Here is a 22,785-nt window from a genome sequence, read left to right as displayed (position 1 = left end):
ATCCTGATTCACTTTCAGCTTTATTTAGTTCAATTATTTTTTTACGTCTTTCCATACAATTCTTAATGCTTAGACATGATCGCCATAGGTATTTATCACTATCTGTCTGTGGTAAATACACTACAAAAACTCAATGTGATTACACATTTCTTCTGGTTCGAGAATTTCCCACATCAAGACTAATCCTTGAATAACTTGGTCAATCGACTTATTTCGTTGAGAACAATAAGCGATGCCAGTATGATCGGGAGATGATTGAGCTAATTTTAAAAAGTCAGTATCTTGGGTAAAAATTACTCGGCCTTCAGACCCAGCAAACTGTAACTGCTCTTGATCAGAAACCCCTAGCAGACCAGTTTCCGGAGTTGTTGTAACATCAAGACTGCGATGACGTAAGCCAAGGGCAATGCTATAGCTGATGTTTTCATCAAGATGAAATTTAATCCTGTTTGCCATGAACTTTTCTTAATTTTGCTTCCATCAAAGAAGGGGTACTGGACCGCATTTCTTCAGCAAAAATTTCATCATCAATAATTCCTTGCCTAATTTCTTCAAGGTGATCGTGATAGTAAGACAAAGCTGCATAAACGTCAGCTAAAGTAATACTAGGATAATGATGGACGATTTCGTCGGGAGATAGTCCCATTCGTTCGTGCCAGATCACGATGTCTTGAACTGTGATCCGGTGCCCAGCGATGCGAGGTTTTCCACCACAGGTTCCTGGCGTGATCTCAATATGATTGATTAGGGTTGTCGCCATTGGTATTTCCTCTGTATTGCACCATTACCCTGAGTGGCGATCAGAAGTTACAACTCAGAAACCGGGACTATAATCCTTCACGGTTGTACACGATCGCCGTTTTGATTCAGTCAGTTCAAATCATCTATTTTTTCTGCACTACCCGCACTGGGGTGCCATTTTGCACCATGTTGAACAAAGCCACCACATCTTGATTTCGCATTCTGACGCAACCGTGGGAAGCCGCTGTGCCCAGGAAATGCTCATGTTTTTTCGGGGTGCCATGGAAACCAATGGTATTTTTACCGTCACTCCAAAAACCGATCCAACGGATACCGATGGGACCATCCAAGCTGGCGGCCACTTTTTTGCCATTCCAGGGATTTTCCCACACGGGATTTTCCACCATTTGGATTACTTGGAAATTGCCTTGGGGTGTTTCCCAGCCTTTTTTGCCCACTGCCACCGGGTAACTTGCTAAAACTTTATCGTTTTGGTAGGCGTAAACTTTCCGTTCTCCCAGTACCAGCACAATATGGGTGGCCAAGGCCTGGCTAGTTGGATTGCTAGGGGTACTGGTGGGAGCAGCAGGAGGAGTGTAGGTAGATTCGGGAATCGGCTTCAAAGGAGGAATGGCACTACCTCCATTGAGACTACTTTGGGCCTGGGCCGCGGTGGGAATGACCAAGCTGGTTGCAGTCAAACTAACACCACCCAACCAAAGGGCGACACGGGCTAGGGGAGAGACTTGTTTCTGCATAGGATTGACAAAAATAAAGGGAACGATAGGGCTTTAACAATACGAGATTGAATACAGACCAACAGAAATATTATGTTAAATGATCATTATCATTGCTGTCTAAGTTCCATGGGCTGGGAAAAAGACGGTGCGGCGATCGCCACGATACCCAACACTTTAGCTCCCTTTTCTTCCATTATCCGTCGGGCTTCTAGGGCGGTGGTGCCGGTCGTAATAATATCATCCAAAATCAACCAGGGTCGGCGAGTGTTAAACCCTGGCCCCGTGGCTAAAGCTGATTGCAATTCCCGGCGGCGATCGCCTGGGCTAAGACCAAACAGAGCTTGGGTATCTTTAACTCGTTGTAATGCTTGGGGGTGGAGAACATAACCAGTCAGGCGGCAAAAACCAGCGGCAATTCTTTCAGCTTGATTAAATCCCCGTTGGGCTTGCTTACGAGCGTTTAGGGGAATGGGCACCACCTGGGGACGCAATTTAGTTTTAGCTTGGGGTTGTTGTAACCACTGTTCTGCCAACTGTTCCCCCAACCAAATGCCAATGTCTGGCTGTTGCTCAAACTTCATCACCGTTAAAGCCCGCCGCAATTGTCCTTCGTATTGTCCCCAAACAAAGCGGGGAAAGTTTCCTTGCCATTGCTGGAATTTACGAGGAAAACGATGGCTCAAAATTTGTCCAGTGCAATCCCGACAAAGTTGATCCTGACTGGGTTTTTGGCATAGAGGACAGGGAGTTTGAAAAATGAGGGAACGAATTGATTGCCACATGGAAGAGAAACTTACGGGAATTTAACTCTGGTTAGAAGCATCGGCCCTTAACCTAGCTACTGTATCCGTCACAATGGCGATCGCCTGGTCAATTTCTATCTCGGTGGTAAATCGGCTTAAACCAAAACGGAGACTAGCTTGGGCGCTGGTTTTGTCCCGACCCAGGGCATACAACACATGGGAAGCTTCAGTGCGGTAGGAAGAACAGGCGGAACCGGAAGATAATGCCAATCGAGGTTGCAATGTAGTTAGCAAAGCCTTGGGATCAACCCCAGTAATACTGACATTGAGGTTGCCCGGTAACCTTTGTTCGTAGTCCCCATTCAGCACCACCCCACTAATTTTTGCCAGACCTTGCCAGAGTTGATCCCGCAGTTGTCGCTGGCGATCGCCTTCCGACACTAAAGTTTCCCCAGCTATGGTCAAAGCCTTGGCTAAACCGACAATCAGGGGCACCGGCAGAGTTCCGGAACGAAAATTACCTTCCTGCCCTCCCCCCAACAGTTGGGGCGCTAACCTCACCCCCGGATTTTGACGGCGATATAATCCCCCAATGCCCTTGGGTCCATGGATTTTGTGCCCAGTGAAGGAAAGTAGGTCAATGTTAAGTTGATGGACGTCGAGGGGAATTTTGCCCAAGGCTTGGGCCCCATCACAATGAAAAATAATTGAGCGTTGGCGACAGAGAGCACCAATCTCCTTGAGGGGTTGCAGCACGCCGATTTCATTGTTGGCCGCCATCACGGAAACAAGAATGGTATCGGGCCGTAAAGCCTTTTCCAACTCGGTTAAATCCACCAAACCACTGGATTGAACTGACAAATAGGTCACCTCAAACCCCAAGGTTTCCAAATAACGACAGGGAGCTAACACCGCTTGATGCTCCGTTTCCACCGTCACCAGGTGTTTCCCTTGGGCAAAGTACGCCTCCGCCACTCCCCGAATGGCCAAATTATTAGCTTCCGTAGCGCCGCTGGTGAAAATAATTTCTTCTGGTTGGGCCCCCATGGTCTCGGCAATTTCTTGCCTAGCTTGTTTAATTGCCGCTGAGGCTTGCCAACCGTAAAAATGGGCACTGCCCGCATTACCATACTGCTCTGTCAGGTAAGGGAGCATGGCTTCCAGTACCCTAGGATCGAGGGCAGTGGTGGCGTGGTTGTCGAAGTAAAGAGGCCGTTCCATAGTGATTTCCTCTGCTCATTTATCCTTTCAGTTCCCATATCCCCGGCTAATTTTGCTCAACTTTTGCGGGACTTAGATTAAAGGATAACGTTTTACTTTTTTTGCTCTGTCACCATTTGGCAAAGGCGATCGCCAATTAATTCGCCGGCCAGTTGATGGCCCTGAACATTCCAATGACCCACTCCGGGGATGGTGTTCTCAAAACCGTGCCAATAAATTTGCTCCGCATCGGCTTTTTGTTGCATGGTTTTCGCCAGGGTCAACACAGGAAAATCCTCCTGTTGTCCCAATGCGCTCAACCGTTGATCAGGGTAAAACAAATTCTCCGCCCCTAGCTGCTTTAACTTTTCCCGCACCTGGCGATCGGGATATACCTGGGGAGGATTGCTAATCACCACTGCTAAAAAATCAGCACTTTCTTCCCTACTTAGTTGACTGGTCGCTATGACTAAAGATTCCGTAGCGGCCCAAGCTTGTTCCCAGGCGGGGTCAGTGGGTTCCCGGTATAAATTAACGTCGAAATCTAGAGCGGGAATGATGTCAGCATTGCCTTGCTGTTGGGTGGTTAAAGTCCGCTGGGTTACCCATTGTCGTTTGGCTTCGTTGAGTACTTGTAGCAACTGCACCCGATTAATCAAGCTGTACAGGAATCGTCTTGGGGCACTATTCCGCCGTTGATAGGCCGCTGTTTCCTTAAAATCGAACTGCATTTGCCATTTACCATCCACCTCTTCCCAAAAGGGCGCTAGGCGATCGCCAGGGCTGAGTTGACGAGAGTTATTGACAATGTCATTGCCGGTGAAAATTTGCAGTAAGACTAAATCTGGCTGGTATTCCATGGCATGGTGCTGGAGAGTTAAATATTCCTGGGCAGTGCCGTAGTCCCCCACACCAAAATTAATTACTTCCACCGTTTTACCCGTTAAGCCGGGGCAGGAAGGCAAATTTTTTTCTATGGCGCTCCAATAGGTCTCATCTTCATCAACCTGAATTGCTTCGGAAAAAGAATCCCCCAATACCACAATGCGATAGGTATCCGCCGGTTTCTCCTTTTCATAATGGCGATCGCGCAGGCCATCGGCATTAATTCTTACCAAACCATTGCCTTCATGGGTCCAACGGGAGCTGAAATTGGGAATTAAACTATGGCCCCGTTGGGGATCGACTTGGTAAAAACTGGGATAACCAATGCCCATTAACCTCAGGGCCACTTCCGCCACCACCACGGCAAAACCTAAACTGCCCAGCACCAGTAAGGCATTGGCCAACCACTGTTTCTTTTGAGGAGATTTTGTCATGGAGAATAAAACGATTGCGGAGAAAGGTGGCATTGGGGTGAACCTCCCCTAAACCAAACTCAATAACTATACCCACATCTAATGACCTCGAAGTTGATCAAGCCACAATCATCGAGGCGATCGCCATTTGGTAGGGGACAAAAGGTAAAGAAACATAAAATTGTAGCAAAATATACTGAATTATCAAAAGTGAAATAGGACAATTGCTCGACAATCTTTCTAAAAACCAGTATTAACCTTTCTAAGTTTCAAATTTAGTTGCCCTCAGAAAGTTCACAGTCCAATAGGCGATCGCCGTTTAATCTTCAAGTTTCCATCACAAACACATATCCCAACAGACTCTCCACCATGGATAACAAAAACGAGAATCAAGAAAACAGTCAAATTGACGATACCGATATTGCGGCTGGTGCAATTGCAGTCGGGACTGTAGCTGGGGCTGGACTTTCCGCAACTATTGGAGGGATGGGATTAACCGTTGCCGGGGCCGGGATTGGCATAGGGATGGCCCCAGTTGCGGCCGCTGGTGCGGTGGTTGGGTCTGCCGCCTTTGGAGCAAAAAAAGCAATCGAAGGTCAAGATCCAATGGCAGTTGGGGCAATTGCTACTGGTGCGGTAGTTGGAGCAGGGACATCTGCGGCATTAGGTGGAATGGGATTAGCTCTTACTGGAACGGCCATAGGAATAGGAATGGCCCCGATCGCCGCCGCTGGTGCGGTAGTTGGATTAGCTGGCTATGGGCTGTACAAAATGTTTGGCGGTGAATAATGCCCAAACCAGATCCATTCCAGAGTCTTGTTAGGGGATTCGTTAGGGATCTCATCGATGCAGTTAATGGGCAGGAAAGGGAGAAAAAAGTCACATTGGGGGAAAGTTTTCCCAGTGGACAAAAGCATCCTGAGTCTTGGTATCAAAAAAGGTTAGCGAAAAAATTGGGGGGAGACATCGAAGTTCAAACCCCCGTTGGCAGGATAGATATTCTGACCAAGACCGAAATTATTGAAGTCAAGACCGCCAAGAACTGGAAAGCGGCGATCGGGCAAGTCAAAAGTTATGGCAGATATTACACCAATCATTCGTTGAGGATTCATCTTTTTGGAGCCATTAAGCCCAGTCAGCTAATTCTTATCAAACAAACCTGTAAAGACGAAGGAATTGCTTTGACCCACGAAGAAATTTCTTTATAAACTCTGATCGCCAGAGCCAGAGCCATTTAACTAAGAATAATATCTACGGATCAAAAGGCGATCGCCGATGAACCTAGCCACCGCCAAACTAAGCCGGGTCAGAATGGAAGCAAAGGGAGAAAAATTTTGCCCCAGGGGTAGCAAACAAAAAATGCGATGTACCCTTAAGGAAATTAACCTTGCCCGACTGTGCAATTTAACGTAGCTATTATGACTAAGCGAACTTTTGGGGTAATTGGACTAGCGGTAATGGGGGAAAATCTTGCCCTCAACGTGGAAAGTCGAGGCTTTCCCATCGCCGTGTTTAACCGTTCCCCCAACAAAACTGAGAAATTCATGGCCGAACGGGCTGTGGGCAAAGATATCAAAGCCGCCTACACCGTAGAAGAATTTGTCCAACTGTTGGAACGCCCCCGTAAAATCCTTGTAATGGTCAAAGCTGGGGGACCCGTGGATGCAGTGATCAATGAGTTGAAGCCCCTGTTGGAAGAAGGGGACATGATCATTGATGGTGGCAACTCCCTTTATGAAGATACGGAACGTCGCACCAAAGATTTGGAAGCCACCGGCCTGGGCTTTGTCGGCATGGGAGTCAGTGGAGGGGAAGAAGGCGCATTACTGGGTCCTAGTTTGATGCCCGGTGGTACCCCGGCCGCCTACAAAGAATTGGAACCCATTCTGACTAAAATTGCCGCCCAGGTGGAAGACCCCGATAATCCCGCCTGTGTGACTTTTATTGGCCCAGGGGGAGCAGGACATTACGTCAAAATGGTCCACAACGGCATTGAGTATGGCGATATGCAACTAATCGCTGAAGCCTACGACATCTTGAAAAATGGCCTCGGCTTGAGCAACGAACAACTCCACGAAGTTTTTGGCCAATGGAATCAAACCGATGAGTTAAACTCCTTCCTGATTGAAATCAGCACCGACATTTTTGCTAAAAAGGATCCCGAAACCGGAGGCCATTTAATTGACTACATCCTTGATGCCGCCGGCCAAAAGGGCACAGGACGCTGGACGGTGATGAGTGGTTTGGAATTAGGAGTGCCCATTCCCACTATTTACGCCGCCGTTAACGCCAGGGTAATGTCTTCCCTCAAAGAAGAACGGGTGGCCGCTTCCGGTCAACTGTCGGGTCCCAGTAAAACCTTTAGTGGGGACGTAGAAGCCTGGATTCCTAAGGTGCGGGATGCCCTCTATTGCTCGAAAATGTGTTCCTATGCCCAGGGCATGGCCCTAATTGCCAAAGCTTCCCAGGAATTTGGCTACGACGTTAACCTGCCGGAAATTGCCCGCATTTGGAAAGGGGGTTGCATTATCCGAGCTGGCTTTTTAGACAAGATCAAGAAAGCTTTTAAAGACAATCCCCAGTTGCCCAATTTACTTCTAGCTCCGGAATTCAAGCAAAGTATTTTGGATCGCCAGGGGCCATGGCGAGAAGTGTTGATGCTGGCCAATGAAATGGGCATTGCAGTGCCGGCCTTTAGTTCCTCGTTGGATTACTTTGACAGTTACCGGCGGGCGGTGCTTCCCCAAAACCTGACTCAAGCGCAACGGGATTACTTTGGGGCCCACACCTATGAACGGACTGATAAGCCGAGGGGAGAATTTTTCCACACGGAATGGCTTGATTGATTTTTTGTTTGCCACAATTATTACTCTCCCAACCCTGGGAAGAAATTCAGTCAAGTTCTGAATGGGGGTAAAGATCCAAAAGGCCCTCGGCATTCTTGAAAAAATAATTGTATTCTTCCCCTTGGTTGTGCCGGGGGAAATTTTTTTCGGAGTTTAAATGCCCCCCAATTTCCCGAAGTTTGGAGGGAAAGTTTGCGAGGATTGGTAACGGTTTAGCGAGTTGTTGTCTACAGTCAGAGGGTGGCAAGCTATACCCTAAGCCGCTAACGGAGCGTCATTTTCCCCATAGGCTACCAGTTGGTAGTAGTCCACCAATTGTCTGGTGGCCGCTGGCCAACCCCATCGTTCCGCTTCTTGCCGAGCGTTTTGTCGCAAGAGTTCTCGATCGCCAGGGGCGGACATTAACCTTTGGGTGGCTTGCACCACTCCCCCTGCCACAGCGGGATCAAACAGGTAACCGTTTTCACCATCGGTGACAATGTCTAAAATGCCCCCAGAGGCCGCCGCTACCACGGGACAGCCCGCCGCCATAGCTTCCAAAAGTACTAAGCCCAGGGTTTCAGTACGGGAAGGAAAAATGAACGCATCAGCGGAAGCAAAGGCCGCCGCCAACTCTAATCCCTGCATATAGCCGGCAAAATAGGTATTAGTGCCAGCAAAATGGGCTTCTAAATTTTTTCGGTTAGGTCCATCCCCCACGATCGCCAACCGGGCCTGGGGAATGGCCTCGAGCACTGGCTTAATTTCATCGATTTGTTTTTCCGCCGAAACCCGACCAACATATAAAAATAGGGGATCGTCAGGGTGACCCTGGGACAGTTTTTGCCGCATTTGGGCCGATTTCAGGTGGGGCTGAAACAGTTCCGTATCTACCCCTCGTTGCCATAAATCCACCCGTTCAATGCCGTGGTTGACTAATTCCTGCACCATGGCGGAGGAAGTGCAAAGATTTAATTCCGCTTGGTTATGGGCCAGTTTTAACAGTTCCCACAGCACCCCTTCCAGGGCCCCTAGACCATAATGTTGCAAATATTGGGGTAAATGGGTGTGATAGGAAGCCACTAGGGGAATATGCAAATTTTTAGCGTAATAGATGCCTCCCAAGCCCAATACCGCTGGATTGACCACATGGATTAGGTCTGGTTGAAATTTCAGCAGGGCCTGTTTAATTTGGGGCGACGGGAAAGCCAGTTTTAGTTCTGGGTAAAGGGGTAAAGGCATGCCCTTCACTCCATGGATTTTTGCCCCTTTATATTCCTTGAGCCCCCCCTCTGGACAAAAGACCAATACCTGATGCCCTTGGCGTTGCAGATTTTCCACTGTGTGCTTCAGACGGGTGACAATTCCATCAATTTTGGGCAAAAAGGTTTCCGTAAACAGGGCAACACGCATGGCTAGATGGGGGTAAATCAGATCAACATCAACAAAATAGAAGGCACTATCCAGGGCCGCACCCGGCGATCGCCCTTCACAACAAAACTTCACAATCCGGCGGTGGGCCAACCTAGAATACTATATCGGCAAAGCTTCCCCTTGCTCCCGCCAATAAAAAGCTAAATTGCTCAACCCATATTTTTTTTGACGCATTAATTCCAACCCAGCAATCTGCTCCGGTGGCTGCCAATGGTGTCGGTCATATTCCACTGCCATTTCTCCAGTGGGGCTGAGAATTTGCAATTCCCCCACCAGGGTTAAAACAGGGTTGTATAGTCCACTGCCATAGGGGGGATCAAAGTAAATGCGGTCAAAGGTTTGTCCTGCCAAGCTTGGGAGCAATTTCAGCACATCTCCCCGCAAAACTGACCATTGTTGCCCAGGCTTCGCTAGTTTTTGCCAATTTTCTTTGATGATGGTGCAAACTTTGGCAGACTGCTCGATCGCCACTACTTTGTCCGCGTCCCGACACAGGGCCTCAGCCCCCAGGGTGCCATTGCCCGCACAGAGGTCCAACCAGTGGCAGTGCTGAATTTCTCCCCGCCAAATGTTGAATAATGCCAGGCGGACTTTCCCTGTGGTAGGTCTAGTCTGTTGCCCCGGTAGGGTTTTCAGGAGGCGATTGCCGTAAATACGCATAGCACTGAACAAAAATTGACCCTCCCATCACTGACTGCCCAGGCAATCTCAGAAGGGATACTCCAAATTCTCACATCAGGGCGACAAAGGACATAGGAAAAACTGCCTCTCCAGCCAGGGGCGATCGCCAAACTGGCCCCGAAATATTAAGAATTGTTGCTGTTTCTTGTTTGATCTGTTAGCGTGTGCTTCAGAGAGTGCATTTAACCACGCTGAAACAATTTTAGGAGGCGTTTACCATGCTCCCCATGCATCAGTGCCAGTCAAGCCACCACACCCCAGACTGAAGAACTATTCGAGGCAATGGTTCGGGGTCTAGGTCAAAAATTATGCCCGTCATTGTCTGGAGCACCGTTTGTCTCCCCTTGGTTCGTTAATTTTTCCCATCGCTTTTAGGTTGAACCATGGCCGTGATTTCTAGGTAGGCCTAGGTCATAGCACTGTCTTGTCCATTCCCCGCTAGCACCTGGAATGCAAAGTTAGTGCCCCGCTTTGGGGTTACGGAGAACCAATTTCTCCAATATCGTACTTAACCCATTAACCCAAAAATTTCTCCCTGTCGGCATTTGTTCCGTATCTATTCCCAGGGAGAACACGCCTCATATTCCATAGGAGGTAAGCAATGAATTTACTCAACAAAACTGCTTTAGTGACCGGATCTTCCCGGGGCATCGGCCGGGCAATCGCCGAAGAACTAGCCAAACAAGGTCTGGGAAAAATTATCCTTGTGGCCCGTAACCACGCCAGTCTGCAAACATTGGCTGACGAATTAGAACAACGACATCCCGGATTACAGGCCATTGCCTTGCCCCTGGACCTAACCCAACCCGTGGCCGTCAACACGGCGATCGCCAGAACTTGGCGGGACCATGGCCCCATCCATTTGCTGGTTAACTGTGCCGGGGTTGCCCACCAAAATCCCTTTCTCCATAGCCGCTTCCCGGAAGTTTACCAAGAAATTTCCCTTAACCTAATGGGTCTGTATTGCATCACCCGTTGCGTGGCCCGACGCATGGTCTCCCAAAAAGAGGGCACCATTGTCAACGTTTCTAGTTTGATGGGCAAAGTGGCGGCCCCCACCATGGCCACCTATTCCGCCACTAAGTTTGCCATTCTCGGCTTTAGCCAAGCTCTGCGGGGAGAACTGGCCCGCCATAACATCGCTGTGGTTACCCTGCTACCCACCCTGACCGACACGGATATGGCCAAGGGTTTACAAAAATTCCGCTGGGTCAGAGCCATGACCGCCGGTCGAGTGGCCCAATCCTTAGTCAAAGGTTTAAAACAAAACCGTAGTGAAATTTTGGTGGGTTGGCAGAGTCATCTGGCTGTGTGGTGCCAACGGTTTGCCCCCCAATTATTGGAACGGGTACTGCTGTTGGCTACCCCCCAATCGGTTTGATCCCCTCCCAGGGATAGGATTGTCTACCTAGGGAACCATTGCAAGTTTTGTACTTTCCCCCATCAACTCGCCAAATTTCCAGTAAGTTTGGGGGACTGGCAAGACCTGTCCCCTTAACAAAAACAATCGGCGATCGGGTACTCAGAACCTGTTTATAAAGTCTGATTCTGCCCCCTAAATCCCCCAATACTGGGGGACTTTGACTTAGTTTCCCCCCAAACTTGGGGGGCCAGGGGGGCTTTTCAAACACGCTCTTAGATTACTCAACTGCAATGGTTATAGAAGTTAGGACTGCACCTCAGCAGTGTGAACCTAATCTTTCTTTGAGGAAGTTTGGATCAATTCAATTTTGTAGCCATCGGGATCTTCCACAAAAGCAATGACGGTGGTGCCGTGCTTCATCGGCCCCGGTTCCCGCACCACTTTCCCTCCCTTATCTCTGATTTTGTCGCAGGTGCTATAAATGTCTTCCACCCCCAGGGCAATGTGGCCAAAACCATTACCCAAATCGTATTTATCGGTGCCCCAGTTATGGGTTAACTCAATCACCGCGTTCTCCGATTCTTTGCCATAACCCACAAAAGCGAGGGTAAATTCCCCACTGGGGTAGTCTTTTTTGCGGAGTAAATTCATCCCCAAAATGTCGCAGTAAAATTGCAGGGATTTGTCTAAATCTCCCACTCGAATCATGGTGTGTAGCAAGAACATAAGTTTTTAATGATCTAAGTTGGGTCAACAGGCAGATCCTAGCAAAATCTTGGCGATCGCCCTTGGCTTTATCTTTTCCAGGATCTGGTGGTGGTGAGCAGTTGAAGTAACTTCTAAAAAGGATTGCCAATCAGGGAAAAGCTTGCCCAATAGTAGGGATGGGAAAGTTCGGGATTTCTCAACGTTAATAATTCATCCTCCACGGCGATCGCCCCCCGGGAAGTGTGCAATTCTCCAGCATCGAGGTTAATTTCCCCATTAATCATCCTGATTTGGGCCTGTTGCAGAGCTTGGGCCTTGAAGGATTTAGCTTTTAACTGCCAATAAAATTCACTCATCAAAGCCATGGTGCCCAGATCACTGACCCGCCACAAACTACCCAGGGCTGATTTGACCCCAGATTGCAGAGCCAGGCCCACAAACCCCAATTCCGCCTGAGTATTACCCAAGGCAGTGGTGCAAGCGCTGAGCACTAAAAGATCAACGGGAGGATTCTGCCATTGTAAATTCCTAATTTCCTTGAGGTTCAAGCGACTGTTAACAAACTGAATGTAGGAGTCGGCGGGGGAACCGGCATTAAATTCCGCATGGGTGGCCAGATGCACCAAGGGAAAGGGCTGTTGTTGGCGGGCCGCCTGCAAATTTTGTATCGTGAATTGTTGGTTGAGCATGGCAACCCCGGGCCAGGGTTGGGGGGTAATGTTGGCAATCTCCAAAGCCACCCCCGGTAACGGTTCAGCATCCGTGAATTCCGAAGATCCCATAGCCAGAATTCTTGCTTGACTCAGGTCGGTGGGGCCCCACTCTGTCAGGTTAAAACCAGGAATACGGGTGATGGCATATTGCTCGGCTAAAAATTTCTCCCCGTCATAGAGGGCGGCAAAGGGGAGAGAGCGCAGTTTAGGACCCACACAAAAAATTAGGGTGTCAATGGCATTGGCTTTCAATTCGTTCGCCACAGGAGCAATCAACCAGTCATATAACTTTTTGCCGGTGGCTCGATAATTTTGGTTGCGGGGATCACTCACTTGCAGGGCAAACATTTCCGCGGTGGCCATCAAATTTTGTTCCGCCGTATCCAGCACCTTTACCCCCACCGTTGGGCGATCGCCGGTTAACAGACAAATGGAAACCCCATCTGCTTCGGGATTAATCCAAAAAATGGCCGCTTTTTGCCCCGTTTGTTGCTGTAGAGAAGCTAATTTTTTACCAATTTCCTCGGTGGTTAAACCCAGGCTAGAGAAATCTTCTTGGAAATAGTTTTCGTAAATTCCTGCCCATTTACCTTCAAGGTCCGTGGTAAGCTCGTTTACCTGTTGGACGTTGAGGGCATTACTGGGCTGTGAACTCACCAAGATTGGTGGGGAAAAATTTAGGGGAAGTTTTATTTGAGCTTGCACCCAAGGGGCCAATCCGATAAAAAGCAGTAGGCCGAGGATTACTCCCGGCACTAGCCGTCCCCATAACCGGAACCGAGGGCAAAATCTACTCACAGCATTTCCTCAACTTTGGTGATAATGGCTTGGTGTAGTTGCTCCACCGGCAGGCTGGCATCCAGGCGACAAAGTTGGCCCTGGTAATGGGCAAAAATTCTGTCGTAATTGCGGTGGACACTGATTAGCTTTTCCCGTTGTTCGTAACATTCCCTCGGGGCTTGGTCCTCCAGTTGCTGGCGATCGCCAAGGCGTTGTAGGGCCAAATCCACCGGGAGGTCTAGGTAAATTACCCAGTCAGGCTGGGGAAAAGATTGATTTAAGCGTTGAACAAATTCCCAGTCGGCCTCTGTGTGGCAATTATAGGCGAGAGAAGAAAAATAGTAGCGGGTGGTGATTACGTGGCATTGTTGGGCTAATTTTGCCTCCACTCCATCCCCTGGATGGTAGAGATGGTAATGGCGATCGGCAGCGAATAAATAACCCATCTGGGCTTCAAATTGTCGGGCATCGTTGTAGGTAAATAAATCTCCCTGTAAAGCTTGGCGAATTAAGCGGCCCACGGGGCCATTGGTGGGTTCCGGGCTAAGCACTGCGGCCAGGCCTTGGCGCTGAAAATGGGCCAACAGGAGATCCCCTTGGGTGGTTTTCCCTGACCCGTCAATGCCTTCTAGCACAATAAATAATGCCGCCATGATTGTTTTTCCCAGTTTTAGAGAATTTCTTCCTTTTCCAGATGGGCCTTGATTTCCCTTGGCGATCGCCACACCGGTCGCAGTTGATTTTTACTGTAAAGTTCCAACTGGTCACCGTTATGGGGGGAATCGGGCTGGCTGGCATTGCCATAGACCAAAATACTCTGGCCCCGGGGGCGATCGGCAAATTCCACTAAGCTCAGGTAACTATCTCCGGCCACTGCTTGAAATCTTTGGTTGGCAATGGTGCTGAGGGCCAAGACCCGAAAACTGCCTAGGTTACTGGGAGCACCGTTGGCAGGAGCAGTAAAATTCCCGACCTGCATTTGCACTACTTCTCCCCAACTGATCGCCAAATCATCGTAGAGAAATTTCACCTGGGCCGCCACCCCTTCCAGCACCGCCATGAACTTGTTAATGTCCGCCATGCCGCTGGGGGTATTGAGGGGGTCAGCGGGATTCCATTGACCGCCCAAAACTTTATCTGCGCCAATGGTCAGGGCCCAGAGCATAAACAATACCGCTCCCCTACTATCGGGGTTAGCCTGTTTGTCCCAGGCCTGGAGCACTTCCGCCGCTTCAATACCAATGGGGTTAGCCAAGACTTTAGCGGCCGACACCAGTAGAGGCACAATGCGATCGCCTAATTCCATCTGGCTGTCAAAGACTTTTTGCTTAAACTGCTCAAAAGTTAGGGAAGAGTTATTTTTCAGCAATTTAATTGACCGTTGGGTACGCAGCAAAGAAGGAGCAAAGCTTAGATCCGGCGCGGCCAGACTGGGAGGATAATCCGCCGCATCCAACTCCGGGGGAAAGGTGCTGGTCCAGGGGGGATCATTGCTGTTTTGGAGCCAACCACTGGCGGGGTTCGTTAGCTTGGGCAATTGTTCATAGATGTAGTAATCAGAGTTTAAATCGGCACTGCGGTTAATCGGCTGCAGACGGTCCCAATCTTGCCAACTGCCTTCCCTGATAGGGGTCAAAGTATTGTATAGATAAAAAATATTGCCCTGGCGATCGCTGTAGAGCACATTGAACATGGGAATTTGTTGCTTTTGCCAAGCCGCTTCAAACTGTTCTAGGGTTTTGGCTTTACCCATGTGCAAAAACTGACTGATGGCCCCACTGCGGTCCAAACCAGGAATTTTGAGGGTGTAAGCATTGCCTCCCCGCTGGGCCACCACAATGCCCGTCACACTTTCTAGGGCTTCCCATTGCAAAGTTTGGTAACTGCCATTGCCCTGGAGAATTTTGACTTGATTATTACGGCGATCGAAGGATTTAACTTCCCCGTCCCATTCATAGCCCCCTTCTGCCAAAGTAAGGGCATATTTGCCCACGTTATGGGGATAATTGACTGTTAAGCTCCAGCCCAAATCATTGTTAAAACCCATGGCCGGCACAGGAGTTCCCACAAAGGCCGCCCCGGTCAGATCCATGCCAGGGGCCACCAATTGGGCCTCCGTTAAACGAAATTGCCCCCCCCAGGGTAAATGGGGATTGATTAGTAATAGCCCATGGCCTGATTCAGTTTGCTTAGGGGCGATCGCCCAGGCATTGGAGGCAATGGGTACGTTAGCTTCTGGTATTTGTCCTGCGAGGCTAGCAACGGCTTGGGGATTAGTAACAAACTCAAACAGTAATAATCTCTGTACATGGGCCACCACATCCTGGGCTGTGATGGGCAATACCTGGCGCAAACTGGGCTGACTGAAATCGGGATGTTGTTGGAAATAATTATTGATACCCTGGGCAAAACTTTCCAGATCACGGCGCATGGCTGGGGTTTGGGCATTTAACCACACCTCCGATCGCCGAGGGATATTCATCGTATGGACATACTGATCATTGTCAAGGTAATCAATGCCCCAATATTCCGCTCCTTTGCCCCTTGCTTCCCCATACAAGGTGAGGAGTAAATCTCCGTGGCCCCGGGCCTGGGCCCAACCAAAAGCCTCCATTAACTTGGTTTCATTGGCAGCAAAAATATGGGGTACTCCCCAGCTATCCCAAAAAATTTCCGTTTTACCATTGGCCCACACTGGGTTACCAATGCCCAACCCCACTGTGAGAACGAATAGTAATACCAGTCCTACGCCCCGCCGTAATTTACCCCGTATTTGCACCAGCATTGGTCCTGAAAATCTCCGTTGGCGGTTCAATTCTAAACGAAACTACAATAGGGGTTTAATAATTTTGATCAGAGTTTGGGCGGTTTGTTGATATTCCTCCTGGTCAAACATTTGGTTCGCCAAGGCATTGAGCTTAATTTCCACCTCGTTGGGCCGCCTACGACTCAGGATAAGTTGCTCTACTAGGTCATCTAGGGCATAACTACGCACTAAACTCCAGTCTGGGTTATGTTCGTCCCAACTTTGGAACAACACCGAAAAAAGTAAAACTTTTGCCCGCAAGGGATTGGTATATTGCATAATCTCTGAGCGGATCTCAAACAGGTTGTATTCCTTCTTCTCAGTGTGGGCTTGGAGGGGGGTACCCGGAGGAGAGGGGACCACCGCCCCCAACACCGTCAGAATTGGTTCACTTGGGCGGGGCCTGGGGGGAGGAGCGGGAATGGGCAACGCGTCAAAATCAACGATGGATGTGGCCAGGGATTTGAGTTGGCTTTCCGCCGGGCTAGGAGAGTCAGACGCCATCAAATTTGCTTGGGTTGCCTGGTGGGATGGCGACGATTGTTCTTCCGACCCAGGGCCACTGTCATACAAGCCCTGCATTTGCTCCAGAATTAACCTGGCGATCGCCAGATAGAAAGTAGTTTTGTTGATGTTGTTGACAATCTGACTAAAGCCTTCCTGTAACTGACCAGGGGTAGGATAACGTTGCCGCAACTCCAACAATAAGTTGGCTAGCCCCACCTGTTCGATCGCCTGGAGATTGTTTTCCCAATAACCCCGGGCCACAGCAAAAATTAACTTTTGAATACGGGCTTGTTCCCGATGCTGCACCAGAATGTGAGCCACTTGGGTGGCCACGTATTGGGGATCCACCACCCTATGTATGGGAGCTGGGGTTTCAGTTTCCATGGGCATCGCGGCGATCGCCCCATCCTCGCCCTTAACATCTTCTGGTATAGCTGTTTTTCCATAGGCCGTATAAATTGGCCCCAACTGGTCCAGTATGGTTTTAGCCACCGCCGCATAAACCTTAGGGCGGTTGAGGGTTTTGACTAGCTTATAGAGGGAAAAGGTAAATTGTTCGATCGTTGGTTTTTGTACTACCAACTCCATTAGTAGGGCGTCCAAACCATTACTGTCGAGCACATTGGGATCATTTTCCCAGTATTTTTTCGACAAACAAAAGAGTAACTTTTTTATCCTTTGCCCCTCATCCTGTTCTTCAAGATAGTGGGCTACATCAGCCAGAGCACTAGGGGGAATAGACATGGGAGCAAAAAAAAGACCAAAAAACCGTCTTAATCAATAAGACAATGGAACCAGCCCATACCCAAGCTTAACGGAATATGGACAGAAAAAAGCAGCCGTCCTGCAATCAAGACAGCTACCAGAAGAGGCTTGGGAACGCACCAAAAATCCTAATCGTTTTGCAGAAACAAAGGGATGCAGTTTAGTGGACGACTAACTTCACGTTGGCGTTTTGTAAGCCCCGTTGTTTTACCTCGGCCAAGGTTTGGTTAACGGCATACTTCTGGTTGATGGAATTGATCAACTCAGTCTGATTATGCTTTTTAGCCACACCCCAAAGATCAGCGATCAAGTCGAAGGAACCATCACTGTTGCGGGACCAGCCTAAATCGTAGTCACCATCCAAAACGGCTACAATGTCAGCCCGGATGCGTTGGCCATTGTAGCCCCGCACATCAGCTTCGGTCTTGGTGGTGATACCGAGGTCATTGAGGGAAGATGTTAAAACTTCAGCGTTCGTGATCTTAGTACGGAGAGTGCTGAAATGAGACATGGTGGATTTCCTCCAGAGAAAAAAGTCAACAACAACAATTGAGAAGTGGGAAATGCCGCCATCAAAACGGCTTATCTTAAACTACTAACCCAACGGTTAGTCTTTGCTCCTGCGGGAACAGGAGAAAGCTTGTTAGAACTCCAGTCGCTGATATTCAGCCACAGAAGCGGAGGCAGGCCGAGCCCTTTGTCGGGCCCAGTCACGAAGCGCGGTGACCTGCTCTACCATAGTGCGCGACAGGGGCAACGTCGATTTGATCGCTGCGATAATGTCGAGCTGGTTAAATTCTCTTTCTTGGGCAAAGGCTTCGTACATAGCCGCTACGATCGCCTGCTCAATCTCTGCTCCGGAAAAACCGTCGGAGGTGCGGGCCAATTCCCCCAGGTCAAAACGGGAAGTGTCTTTGCGCCGTTTATGGAGGTGAATGCGGAAAATGGCTTCCCGCTCTTCGGAAGAAGGTAGGTCAACGAAAAAAATCTCATCAAACCGTCCCTTGCGGAGAAATTCCCCTGGCAGGCGATCGACCCGGTTGGCCGTAGCCATAACGAATACAGGGGAAGTTTTTTCCTGCATCCAGGTGAGGAAACTACCAAAGATGCGGCTGGAGGTACCGCCGTCGGAATCCCCGGAACCGGCTCCCCCGGCAAAGGCTTTGTCCAATTCATCAATGAACAAAATAGCTGGAGAAATGGACTCGGCGGTTTTCAAGGCGTTGCGGAGATTAGCTTCCGATCGCCCCACCATGGAACCGTCGTAGACCCGCCCCATATCCAGGCGTAGGAGGGGCAAACCCCAAAGCCGGGAAGTGGTTTTGGCAATGAGGGATTTACCGCAACCGGGCACCCCCAGGATCAGCATGCCCTTGGGTTGGGGCAAACCGTACTCCCGGGCCCTTTCCGTAAAAGCGTCGGAGCGTTGGGTTAACCATTTTTTCAGTTCCTCCAATCCCCCTACGGCCCGGATGGTTTCATCCTCCTCAATGTAATCAAGGATGCCGTTGCGGCGGATTAACTGCTTTTTCTCGGAGAGGACAATTTCCACCTCCCCTTCGGTTAACTGGCCTGCTTTGACGTAGGCTTTGCGGTAGACTTTTTCCGCCTCATCTTTGGTTAATCCCAGGGCTGCCTTAAGGAGTTTTTCCCGGGAATCTTCTCCCAGGGCATGGCGAGACTTACCCAACTGTTGCCCCAGCACCCCATCGAGGGTAACCAAATCGGGCAGGGCAAAATCCAACACCACCACATCCTTTTCCAGTTCAATGGGGGTTTCCTGGTAGGGAGACATGAGTATGATCGCCTTTTCTGTGCCCTTAAAGCTGGCGATCGCCTCCCGTAACCACCGGGTCACCGCCGGAGACGAGATGAAAGGATGGAGGTCTTTGAAAATGAAAATGCCCGGTTCCTGGCGCACCACCCACTCAATCGCCGCCTCAGGGGAGATGGTATTGTGGTGGGTTTTCTGTTGGGCAACGCCGTATTCCCGGAAGCCATGGGTCACAGTCCAAACAAATAGCCGCTGGTGCCGGGTGACCTCCTGAACGATGCGGTACACCGCTTGCTCAGCCCGTTCTTCCTCAGAAGTAACGAGATAAATCAGGGGGTATTGAGCTTTCAGCAGTACACTCAGCTCTTCTTGCATGGGTTCGACCAAAAATTGAGGGAAGGAAAGGAATGAACAGGAAATCGATGTGAATGATTTTGCCTAGGGCCAACTGAAATGTTGGTCGACTTAGCAGGGAATCAGCATCTTTTCCCCATCAACATCGGCGGTTGCCGGAGCATCCTCCACCAGAGGTAGGGAAGACTCTTCGTTGTCGTTCAGGACACTGGGCTGATCCTTCAGGGACATCATCTGTCCGTCCCGCATCACCATGGCAGCGTCGCATTCGGGGCAGATATGTACTTGATGGGTTTTGCCATAGGCGGACTTTTCTTCGGCTTCGACCTTGTCCGGGTGCTTGAGGTAAAAATCAATGGCCCGTTCTACGATCGCCGACATAGATTCAGCGTCAATGGCTGAGCGAATTCGGAGTTGCCGATGGATGCCCGGCGGCATATAAAGTGTGACCTTTTGCTTGTCCTGCATATCACTAATGATTAGGTTACCCATCGGGTATAGTACCCCAATTTAATCACGCGCCACTATCCTGTCAAGCCATTAAGCCACTATGCCTGCATTTTTGTAATATTTTGTTACAAAAGCCAAATTACCCAGGAAATTGTCGCTTCAATTACAACCGCTGCCCCCGTTTCCTTCCAAGCTGAATAATGGGACCGTGGCCAAGGGTTAGCGACTGGAGTTGGCAAAACACTTTCACTCTGCAAATAGCCAAAAACTGATCACCAATGGCACCATGGCCCAAGCCTAGACCACCATCGATGGGGAACCATGCAACTTCAGAGCTACGACCCAGGCAATTTCTACGACGAACTTTTTTTCGCCCCAGGACAACCCCGACCCCAGGCGGCTCCCCTCATCGACTGGATGGGGCAGTTATCGCCGGAAATTCTCAGGCAACACCACGAAACGGCCCAAATTGCCCTTTTTAACCTAGGGGTCACTTTTCGGGTTTACAACGATGACCAGGGAGTGGAGCGTATTTTCCCCGTAGATATTATTCCCCGCATCATTGCCGAAGCCGAATGGCGATCGCTCGAAAAAGGTTTGAAACAGCGCATCAAAGCTCTGAACTGTTTTTTGACCGACATTTACGGCCCCCAAAATATTGTTAAAGACGGCATTGTGCCCCTGGACATTGTTGAATCCGCCAGTGGTTTTCTGAAGCCCTGCATTGGTATCAAGCCCCCCGCCGGAGTGTGGTGTCATATCACTGGCACTGATTTAGTGCGGGATGGCGCAGGTAAATGGTTTGTGCTGGAAGATAACCTGCGGGTGCCCTCCGGCATTTCCTACGTCTTGGAAAATCGGCGGGTAATGAAAAGCACTTTTCCCGATATGTTCCAAACTATTCCCATCCAACCGGTGGACAGTTACCCCAGCCAATTACTGGAAACTTTGCTGAACCTGGCTCCGCCCCACTTAGCCGCCCCGGTGGTGGTGGTGTTAACCCCTGGTATTAATAATTCTGCTTACTTTGAGCATTCCTTCCTGGCTCAACAAATGGGGGTGGAGTTGGTGGAAGGTCGGGATTTAGTGGTGGCCGATGGCTATCTACAAATGCGTACCACCAAGGGTTTACAACGGGTGGATGTGGTCTATCGCCGTCTGGATGATGATTTCATTGACCCAGAGGTGTTTCGGCCAGACTCCCTTCTGGGAGTACCAGGGTTGATGGAAGTGTATCGCCAAGGGCGGGTGGCCCTGGCCAATGCTCCCGGCACGGGCGTGGCGGATGATAAGGTCATCTATGCCTATGTGCCAGAGATGATTAATTACTATCTCAAGGAAGAACCCCTCTTGGCCAATGTGCCCACTTATCTTTGCTGGCGAGAAGAAGATAGAAATTATGTGCTGGATCATCTGGCGGAATTGGTGGTCAAATCCGCCAACGAAGCTGGGGGATACGGTATGTTGATGGGCCCCAGTGCCAGCCCCCAGGAAAGGGCCCAGTTTGCCGAACGCATTCGCCATAATCCCCGTAACTACATTGCCCAACCGGTGCTAAATCTTTCCCGAGTACCCACTTTGATCGGCGATCAGGTGGAGGGTCGTCATGTGGATCTCCGTCCCTATATCCTTAACCGGGGCGATGAAATTTATGTCCATCCCGGTGGCTTGACTAGGGTTGCCCTCCGCAAAGGTTCCTTGGTGGTCAACTCTTCCCAGGGCGGCGGCAGTAAGGATACCTGGGTGTTGCAAGGTTCCACGCAATAATGGCTTTTGTAGCCCTGACAACCCGGCGATCGCCAAAGCGGGGTCAACGATCTTGGTAGAATGGCGAATGTATTCTGGATTACCCCGGCGATCGCCACTGTCCCCGAACAAATATGTCTCTATTTGATTGGTTTGCCAACCGTGAAAAAGCTGAGCCCCCAGTGCTCCAGCCCCAATCCCCCCAGGAAAGGGAGGTGGCCGATGGTCTCTGGACTAAGTGCCCGGCCTGCGGTGTGTTGACCTACACCAAGGATCTGCAGGGCAATTGGATGGTGTGTGTCGAATGTGGGCACCATCTCCGGGTGGACAGTGACGAGCGGATTCGCCAGTTGATTGACGCCAAGACCTGGCAACCCATCAATGAACATTTGCGGCCCACCGATCCCCTCAAATTTAAAGACCGCAAATCCTATAAAGACCGCATCCGCGATACCCAAAAAGCAACAGATTTGACGGACGCAGTGCAAACTGGCCACGGTCGCCTTGACGGTCTACCGATCGCCTTGGGGGTAATGGATTTCCGGTTTATGGGCGGTAGTATGGGCTCCGTGGTAGGGGAAAAACTATGCCGCCTAATTGAGTACGCCACTTTGGAAAGATTGCCCGTGGTAATTATTTGTGCCTCCGGTGGAGCCAGAATGCAGGAAGGCATGCTGAGCCTAATGCAAATGGCCAAAATTTCTGGAGCTTTGCAAAACCATCGGGAGCAAAAGTTACTTTACATCCCTGTGCTCACCCATCCCACCACTGGCGGGGTGACTGCCAGCTTTGCCATGTTGGGGGATTTGATTTTAGCGGAACCCAAAGCCACCATCGGTTTTGCGGGGCGGCGAGTGATTGAGCAAACATTGCGGGAAAAGTTACCCGACGATTTTCAAACTTCCGAATATTTACTACACCACGGTTTTGTCGATGCCATTGTGCCCCGTCCCCAACTGAAAAGGACTTTGGCTCAGTTGATTAGCCTACATCAACCCTTTTATCCCATTTTGCCCCCCCTCAATGCTGACTCCAATCAGGTGAACCCAGAGTTAGTGCTCAGCCATACGGCCCTGGCGGTGGATAATCAAATTTCCGTCAATCAAGATGGTTAAAAAGTATCTACTGATGGCGATTCAGCTTAAAAAGACTAGAAT

Annotated in this window: 23 protein-coding genes; 6 read left to right on the top strand and 17 right to left on the bottom strand. The window is 49.8% G+C overall.

The features are described 5' to 3' along the window. Window positions 1–120 precede the first annotated feature (120 nt). The 6 genes from SYNPCCP_RS11200 to SYNPCCP_RS11175 all read right to left on the bottom strand — a co-directional run bounded on the left by SYNPCCP_RS11200 (window position 121) and on the right by SYNPCCP_RS11175 (window position 4,743). Entirely contained in the window at window positions 121–456 is a 336-nt protein-coding gene (locus SYNPCCP_RS11200; protein ID WP_010873341.1) for a DUF5615 family PIN-like protein, read from the bottom strand. After that, a complete protein-coding gene (locus SYNPCCP_RS11195) occupies window positions 440–760 on the bottom strand; it encodes a DUF433 domain-containing protein (RefSeq protein ID WP_010873340.1) in 321 nt (106 codons plus the stop codon). Before SYNPCCP_RS11195 ends, SYNPCCP_RS11200 begins: the two co-directional genes overlap by 17 nt. 124 nt (window positions 761–884) lie before the next feature. Beyond that, window positions 885–1,499, bottom strand: a complete 615-nt coding sequence (locus SYNPCCP_RS11190; RefSeq protein ID WP_010873339.1) for a L,D-transpeptidase — start codon at window positions 1,497–1,499, stop codon at window positions 885–887. Window positions 1,500–1,588: 89 nt separating this feature from the next. Beyond that, on the bottom strand, window positions 1,589–2,263 hold the full coding sequence (locus SYNPCCP_RS11185; RefSeq protein ID WP_010873338.1) for a ComF family protein: 675 nt from the start codon (window positions 2,261–2,263) through the stop codon (window positions 1,589–1,591). Window positions 2,264–2,284: 21 nt separating this feature from the next. Next, window positions 2,285–3,445 (bottom strand): cysteine desulfurase family protein, encoded by a 1,161-nt coding sequence (locus tag SYNPCCP_RS11180; protein WP_010873337.1) that lies wholly within the window; start codon window positions 3,443–3,445, stop codon window positions 2,285–2,287. A gap of 92 nt (window positions 3,446–3,537) precedes the next feature. Then, on the bottom strand, window positions 3,538–4,743 hold the full coding sequence (locus tag SYNPCCP_RS11175; RefSeq protein ID WP_041425833.1) for an SGNH/GDSL hydrolase family protein: 1,206 nt from the start codon (window positions 4,741–4,743) through the stop codon (window positions 3,538–3,540). Window positions 4,744–5,091: 348 nt separating this feature from the next. Here SYNPCCP_RS11175 and SYNPCCP_RS11170 point away from each other — a divergent pair, with 348 nt between their 5' ends. Both SYNPCCP_RS11170 and SYNPCCP_RS11165 read left to right on the top strand, forming a co-directional pair. After that, window positions 5,092–5,511, top strand: coding sequence for a hypothetical protein (locus tag SYNPCCP_RS11170; RefSeq protein ID WP_010873335.1), 420 nt, complete (start codon window positions 5,092–5,094; stop codon window positions 5,509–5,511). Further along, on the top strand, window positions 5,511–5,930 hold the full coding sequence (locus SYNPCCP_RS11165) for a hypothetical protein (RefSeq protein WP_010873334.1): 420 nt from the start codon (window positions 5,511–5,513) through the stop codon (window positions 5,928–5,930). The genes SYNPCCP_RS11170 and SYNPCCP_RS11165 overlap by 1 nt, the downstream gene beginning before the upstream one ends. A gap of 30 nt (window positions 5,931–5,960) precedes the next feature. Here the strand turns inward: SYNPCCP_RS11165 and SYNPCCP_RS17325 are convergent, their stop codons facing one another. After that, entirely contained in the window at window positions 5,961–6,125 is a 165-nt protein-coding gene (locus SYNPCCP_RS17325; RefSeq protein WP_158299078.1) for a hypothetical protein, read from the bottom strand. A 15-nt stretch (window positions 6,126–6,140) separates the two neighbouring features. Between SYNPCCP_RS17325 and gnd the strand changes: the two genes are divergently transcribed. Then, a complete protein-coding gene (gene gnd / locus SYNPCCP_RS11160; RefSeq protein WP_014407132.1) occupies window positions 6,141–7,568 on the top strand; it encodes a decarboxylating NADP(+)-dependent phosphogluconate dehydrogenase in 1,428 nt (475 codons plus the stop codon). A 255-nt stretch (window positions 7,569–7,823) separates the two neighbouring features. Here gnd and SYNPCCP_RS11155 read toward each other — a convergent pair whose 3' ends face one another. Together SYNPCCP_RS11155 and rsmD are read right to left on the bottom strand one after the other, a co-directional pair. Then, complete coding sequence (locus tag SYNPCCP_RS11155; protein WP_010873332.1) at window positions 7,824–9,053, bottom strand: glycosyltransferase family 1 protein; 1,230 nt, start codon at window positions 9,051–9,053, stop codon at window positions 7,824–7,826. Between the two features lie 27 nt (window positions 9,054–9,080). Next, window positions 9,081–9,641 carry a 16S rRNA (guanine(966)-N(2))-methyltransferase RsmD gene (gene rsmD, locus SYNPCCP_RS11150; protein WP_010873331.1) on the bottom strand — a complete coding sequence of 187 codons (561 nt, stop codon included), beginning with the start codon at window positions 9,639–9,641 and terminating at the stop codon, window positions 9,081–9,083. A 622-nt stretch (window positions 9,642–10,263) separates the two neighbouring features. Here rsmD and SYNPCCP_RS11145 point away from each other — a divergent pair. Continuing rightward, window positions 10,264–11,043, top strand: coding sequence for an SDR family oxidoreductase (locus tag SYNPCCP_RS11145; RefSeq protein WP_010873330.1), 780 nt, complete (start codon window positions 10,264–10,266; stop codon window positions 11,041–11,043). A 312-nt stretch (window positions 11,044–11,355) separates the two neighbouring features. Here the strand turns inward: SYNPCCP_RS11145 and gloA are convergent, their stop codons facing one another. The 8 genes from gloA to SYNPCCP_RS11100 form a co-directional block, all read right to left on the bottom strand. Next, entirely contained in the window at window positions 11,356–11,751 is a 396-nt protein-coding gene (gloA, locus tag SYNPCCP_RS11135; protein ID WP_010873329.1) for a lactoylglutathione lyase, read from the bottom strand. A 113-nt stretch (window positions 11,752–11,864) separates the two neighbouring features. After that, the gene (locus tag SYNPCCP_RS11130; RefSeq protein ID WP_223211279.1) at window positions 11,865–13,103 is read right to left on the bottom strand and encodes a CHAT domain-containing protein; all 1,239 of its coding nucleotides are present in this window, start codon (window positions 13,101–13,103) and stop codon (window positions 11,865–11,867) included. A gap of 137 nt (window positions 13,104–13,240) precedes the next feature. After that, window positions 13,241–13,879 carry a dTMP kinase gene (gene tmk, locus SYNPCCP_RS11125; protein ID WP_020862197.1) on the bottom strand — a complete coding sequence of 213 codons (639 nt, stop codon included), beginning with the start codon at window positions 13,877–13,879 and terminating at the stop codon, window positions 13,241–13,243. Window positions 13,880–13,896: 17 nt separating this feature from the next. After that, complete coding sequence (locus tag SYNPCCP_RS11120) at window positions 13,897–16,011, bottom strand: acylase (RefSeq protein WP_010873326.1); 2,115 nt, start codon at window positions 16,009–16,011, stop codon at window positions 13,897–13,899. A 42-nt stretch (window positions 16,012–16,053) separates the two neighbouring features. Beyond that, on the bottom strand, window positions 16,054–17,283 hold the full coding sequence (locus SYNPCCP_RS11115) for a hypothetical protein (protein ID WP_010873325.1): 1,230 nt from the start codon (window positions 17,281–17,283) through the stop codon (window positions 16,054–16,056). 181 nt (window positions 17,284–17,464) lie between these two features. After that, entirely contained in the window at window positions 17,465–17,815 is a 351-nt protein-coding gene (locus SYNPCCP_RS11110) for a DUF1257 domain-containing protein (protein ID WP_010873324.1), read from the bottom strand. A 132-nt stretch (window positions 17,816–17,947) separates the two neighbouring features. Continuing rightward, on the bottom strand, window positions 17,948–19,453 hold the full coding sequence (locus tag SYNPCCP_RS11105; protein WP_010873323.1) for an AAA family ATPase: 1,506 nt from the start codon (window positions 19,451–19,453) through the stop codon (window positions 17,948–17,950). 90 nt (window positions 19,454–19,543) lie between these two features. Then, on the bottom strand, window positions 19,544–19,924 hold the full coding sequence (locus SYNPCCP_RS11100) for a hypothetical protein (RefSeq protein ID WP_010873322.1): 381 nt from the start codon (window positions 19,922–19,924) through the stop codon (window positions 19,544–19,546). Between the two features lie 279 nt (window positions 19,925–20,203). Here SYNPCCP_RS11100 and SYNPCCP_RS11095 point away from each other — a divergent pair, with 279 nt between their 5' ends. Continuing rightward, the gene (locus SYNPCCP_RS11095; RefSeq protein WP_010873321.1) at window positions 20,204–21,649 is read left to right on the top strand and encodes a circularly permuted type 2 ATP-grasp protein; all 1,446 of its coding nucleotides are present in this window, start codon (window positions 20,204–20,206) and stop codon (window positions 21,647–21,649) included. A 113-nt stretch (window positions 21,650–21,762) separates the two neighbouring features. After that, window positions 21,763–22,743, top strand: coding sequence for an acetyl-CoA carboxylase, carboxyltransferase subunit beta (gene accD, locus SYNPCCP_RS11090; protein ID WP_010873320.1), 981 nt, complete (start codon window positions 21,763–21,765; stop codon window positions 22,741–22,743). Window positions 22,744–22,785 lie beyond the last annotated feature (42 nt).

The sequence above is a fragment of the Synechocystis sp. PCC 6803 substr. PCC-P genome, assembly GCF_000284455.1.
GTDB lineage: Bacteria > Cyanobacteriota > Cyanobacteriia > Cyanobacteriales > Microcystaceae > Synechocystis.
Note: the sequence above shows the minus strand (reverse complement) of the source record. Positions and strands in the feature narration are given on the sequence as shown.

Bases quoted from the DNA above. Each gene is read 5' to 3' on its own strand.
- SYNPCCP_RS11200 (WP_010873341.1), bottom strand. From the start codon at position 456: ATGGCAAACAGGATTAAATTTCATCTTGATGAAAACATCAGCTATAGC.
- SYNPCCP_RS11195 (WP_010873340.1), bottom strand. From the start codon at position 760: ATGGCGACAACCCTAATCAATCATATTGAGATCACGCCAGGAACCTGT.
- SYNPCCP_RS11190 (WP_010873339.1), bottom strand. From the start codon at position 1,499: ATGCAGAAACAAGTCTCTCCCCTAGCCCGTGTCGCCCTTTGGTTGGGT.
- SYNPCCP_RS11185 (WP_010873338.1), bottom strand. From the start codon at position 2,263: ATGTGGCAATCAATTCGTTCCCTCATTTTTCAAACTCCCTGTCCTCTA.
- SYNPCCP_RS11180 (WP_010873337.1), bottom strand. From the start codon at position 3,445: ATGGAACGGCCTCTTTACTTCGACAACCACGCCACCACTGCCCTCGAT.
- SYNPCCP_RS11175 (WP_041425833.1), bottom strand. From the start codon at position 4,743: ATGACAAAATCTCCTCAAAAGAAACAGTGGTTGGCCAATGCCTTACTG.
- SYNPCCP_RS11170 (WP_010873335.1), top strand. From the start codon at position 5,092: ATGGATAACAAAAACGAGAATCAAGAAAACAGTCAAATTGACGATACC.
- SYNPCCP_RS11165 (WP_010873334.1), top strand. From the start codon at position 5,511: ATGCCCAAACCAGATCCATTCCAGAGTCTTGTTAGGGGATTCGTTAGG.
- gnd (WP_014407132.1), top strand. From the start codon at position 6,141: ATGACTAAGCGAACTTTTGGGGTAATTGGACTAGCGGTAATGGGGGAA.
- rsmD (WP_010873331.1), bottom strand. From the start codon at position 9,641: ATGCGTATTTACGGCAATCGCCTCCTGAAAACCCTACCGGGGCAACAG.
- SYNPCCP_RS11145 (WP_010873330.1), top strand. From the start codon at position 10,264: ATGAATTTACTCAACAAAACTGCTTTAGTGACCGGATCTTCCCGGGGC.
- gloA (WP_010873329.1), bottom strand. From the start codon at position 11,751: ATGTTCTTGCTACACACCATGATTCGAGTGGGAGATTTAGACAAATCC.
- tmk (WP_020862197.1), bottom strand. From the start codon at position 13,879: ATGGCGGCATTATTTATTGTGCTAGAAGGCATTGACGGGTCAGGGAAA.
- SYNPCCP_RS11120 (WP_010873326.1), bottom strand. From the start codon at position 16,011: ATGCTGGTGCAAATACGGGGTAAATTACGGCGGGGCGTAGGACTGGTA.
- SYNPCCP_RS11115 (WP_010873325.1), bottom strand. From the start codon at position 17,283: ATGTCTATTCCCCCTAGTGCTCTGGCTGATGTAGCCCACTATCTTGAA.
- SYNPCCP_RS11110 (WP_010873324.1), bottom strand. From the start codon at position 17,815: ATGTCTCATTTCAGCACTCTCCGTACTAAGATCACGAACGCTGAAGTT.
- SYNPCCP_RS11105 (WP_010873323.1), bottom strand. From the start codon at position 19,453: ATGCAAGAAGAGCTGAGTGTACTGCTGAAAGCTCAATACCCCCTGATT.
- SYNPCCP_RS11100 (WP_010873322.1), bottom strand. From the start codon at position 19,924: ATGGGTAACCTAATCATTAGTGATATGCAGGACAAGCAAAAGGTCACA.
- SYNPCCP_RS11095 (WP_010873321.1), top strand. From the start codon at position 20,204: ATGCAACTTCAGAGCTACGACCCAGGCAATTTCTACGACGAACTTTTT.
- accD (WP_010873320.1), top strand. From the start codon at position 21,763: ATGTCTCTATTTGATTGGTTTGCCAACCGTGAAAAAGCTGAGCCCCCA.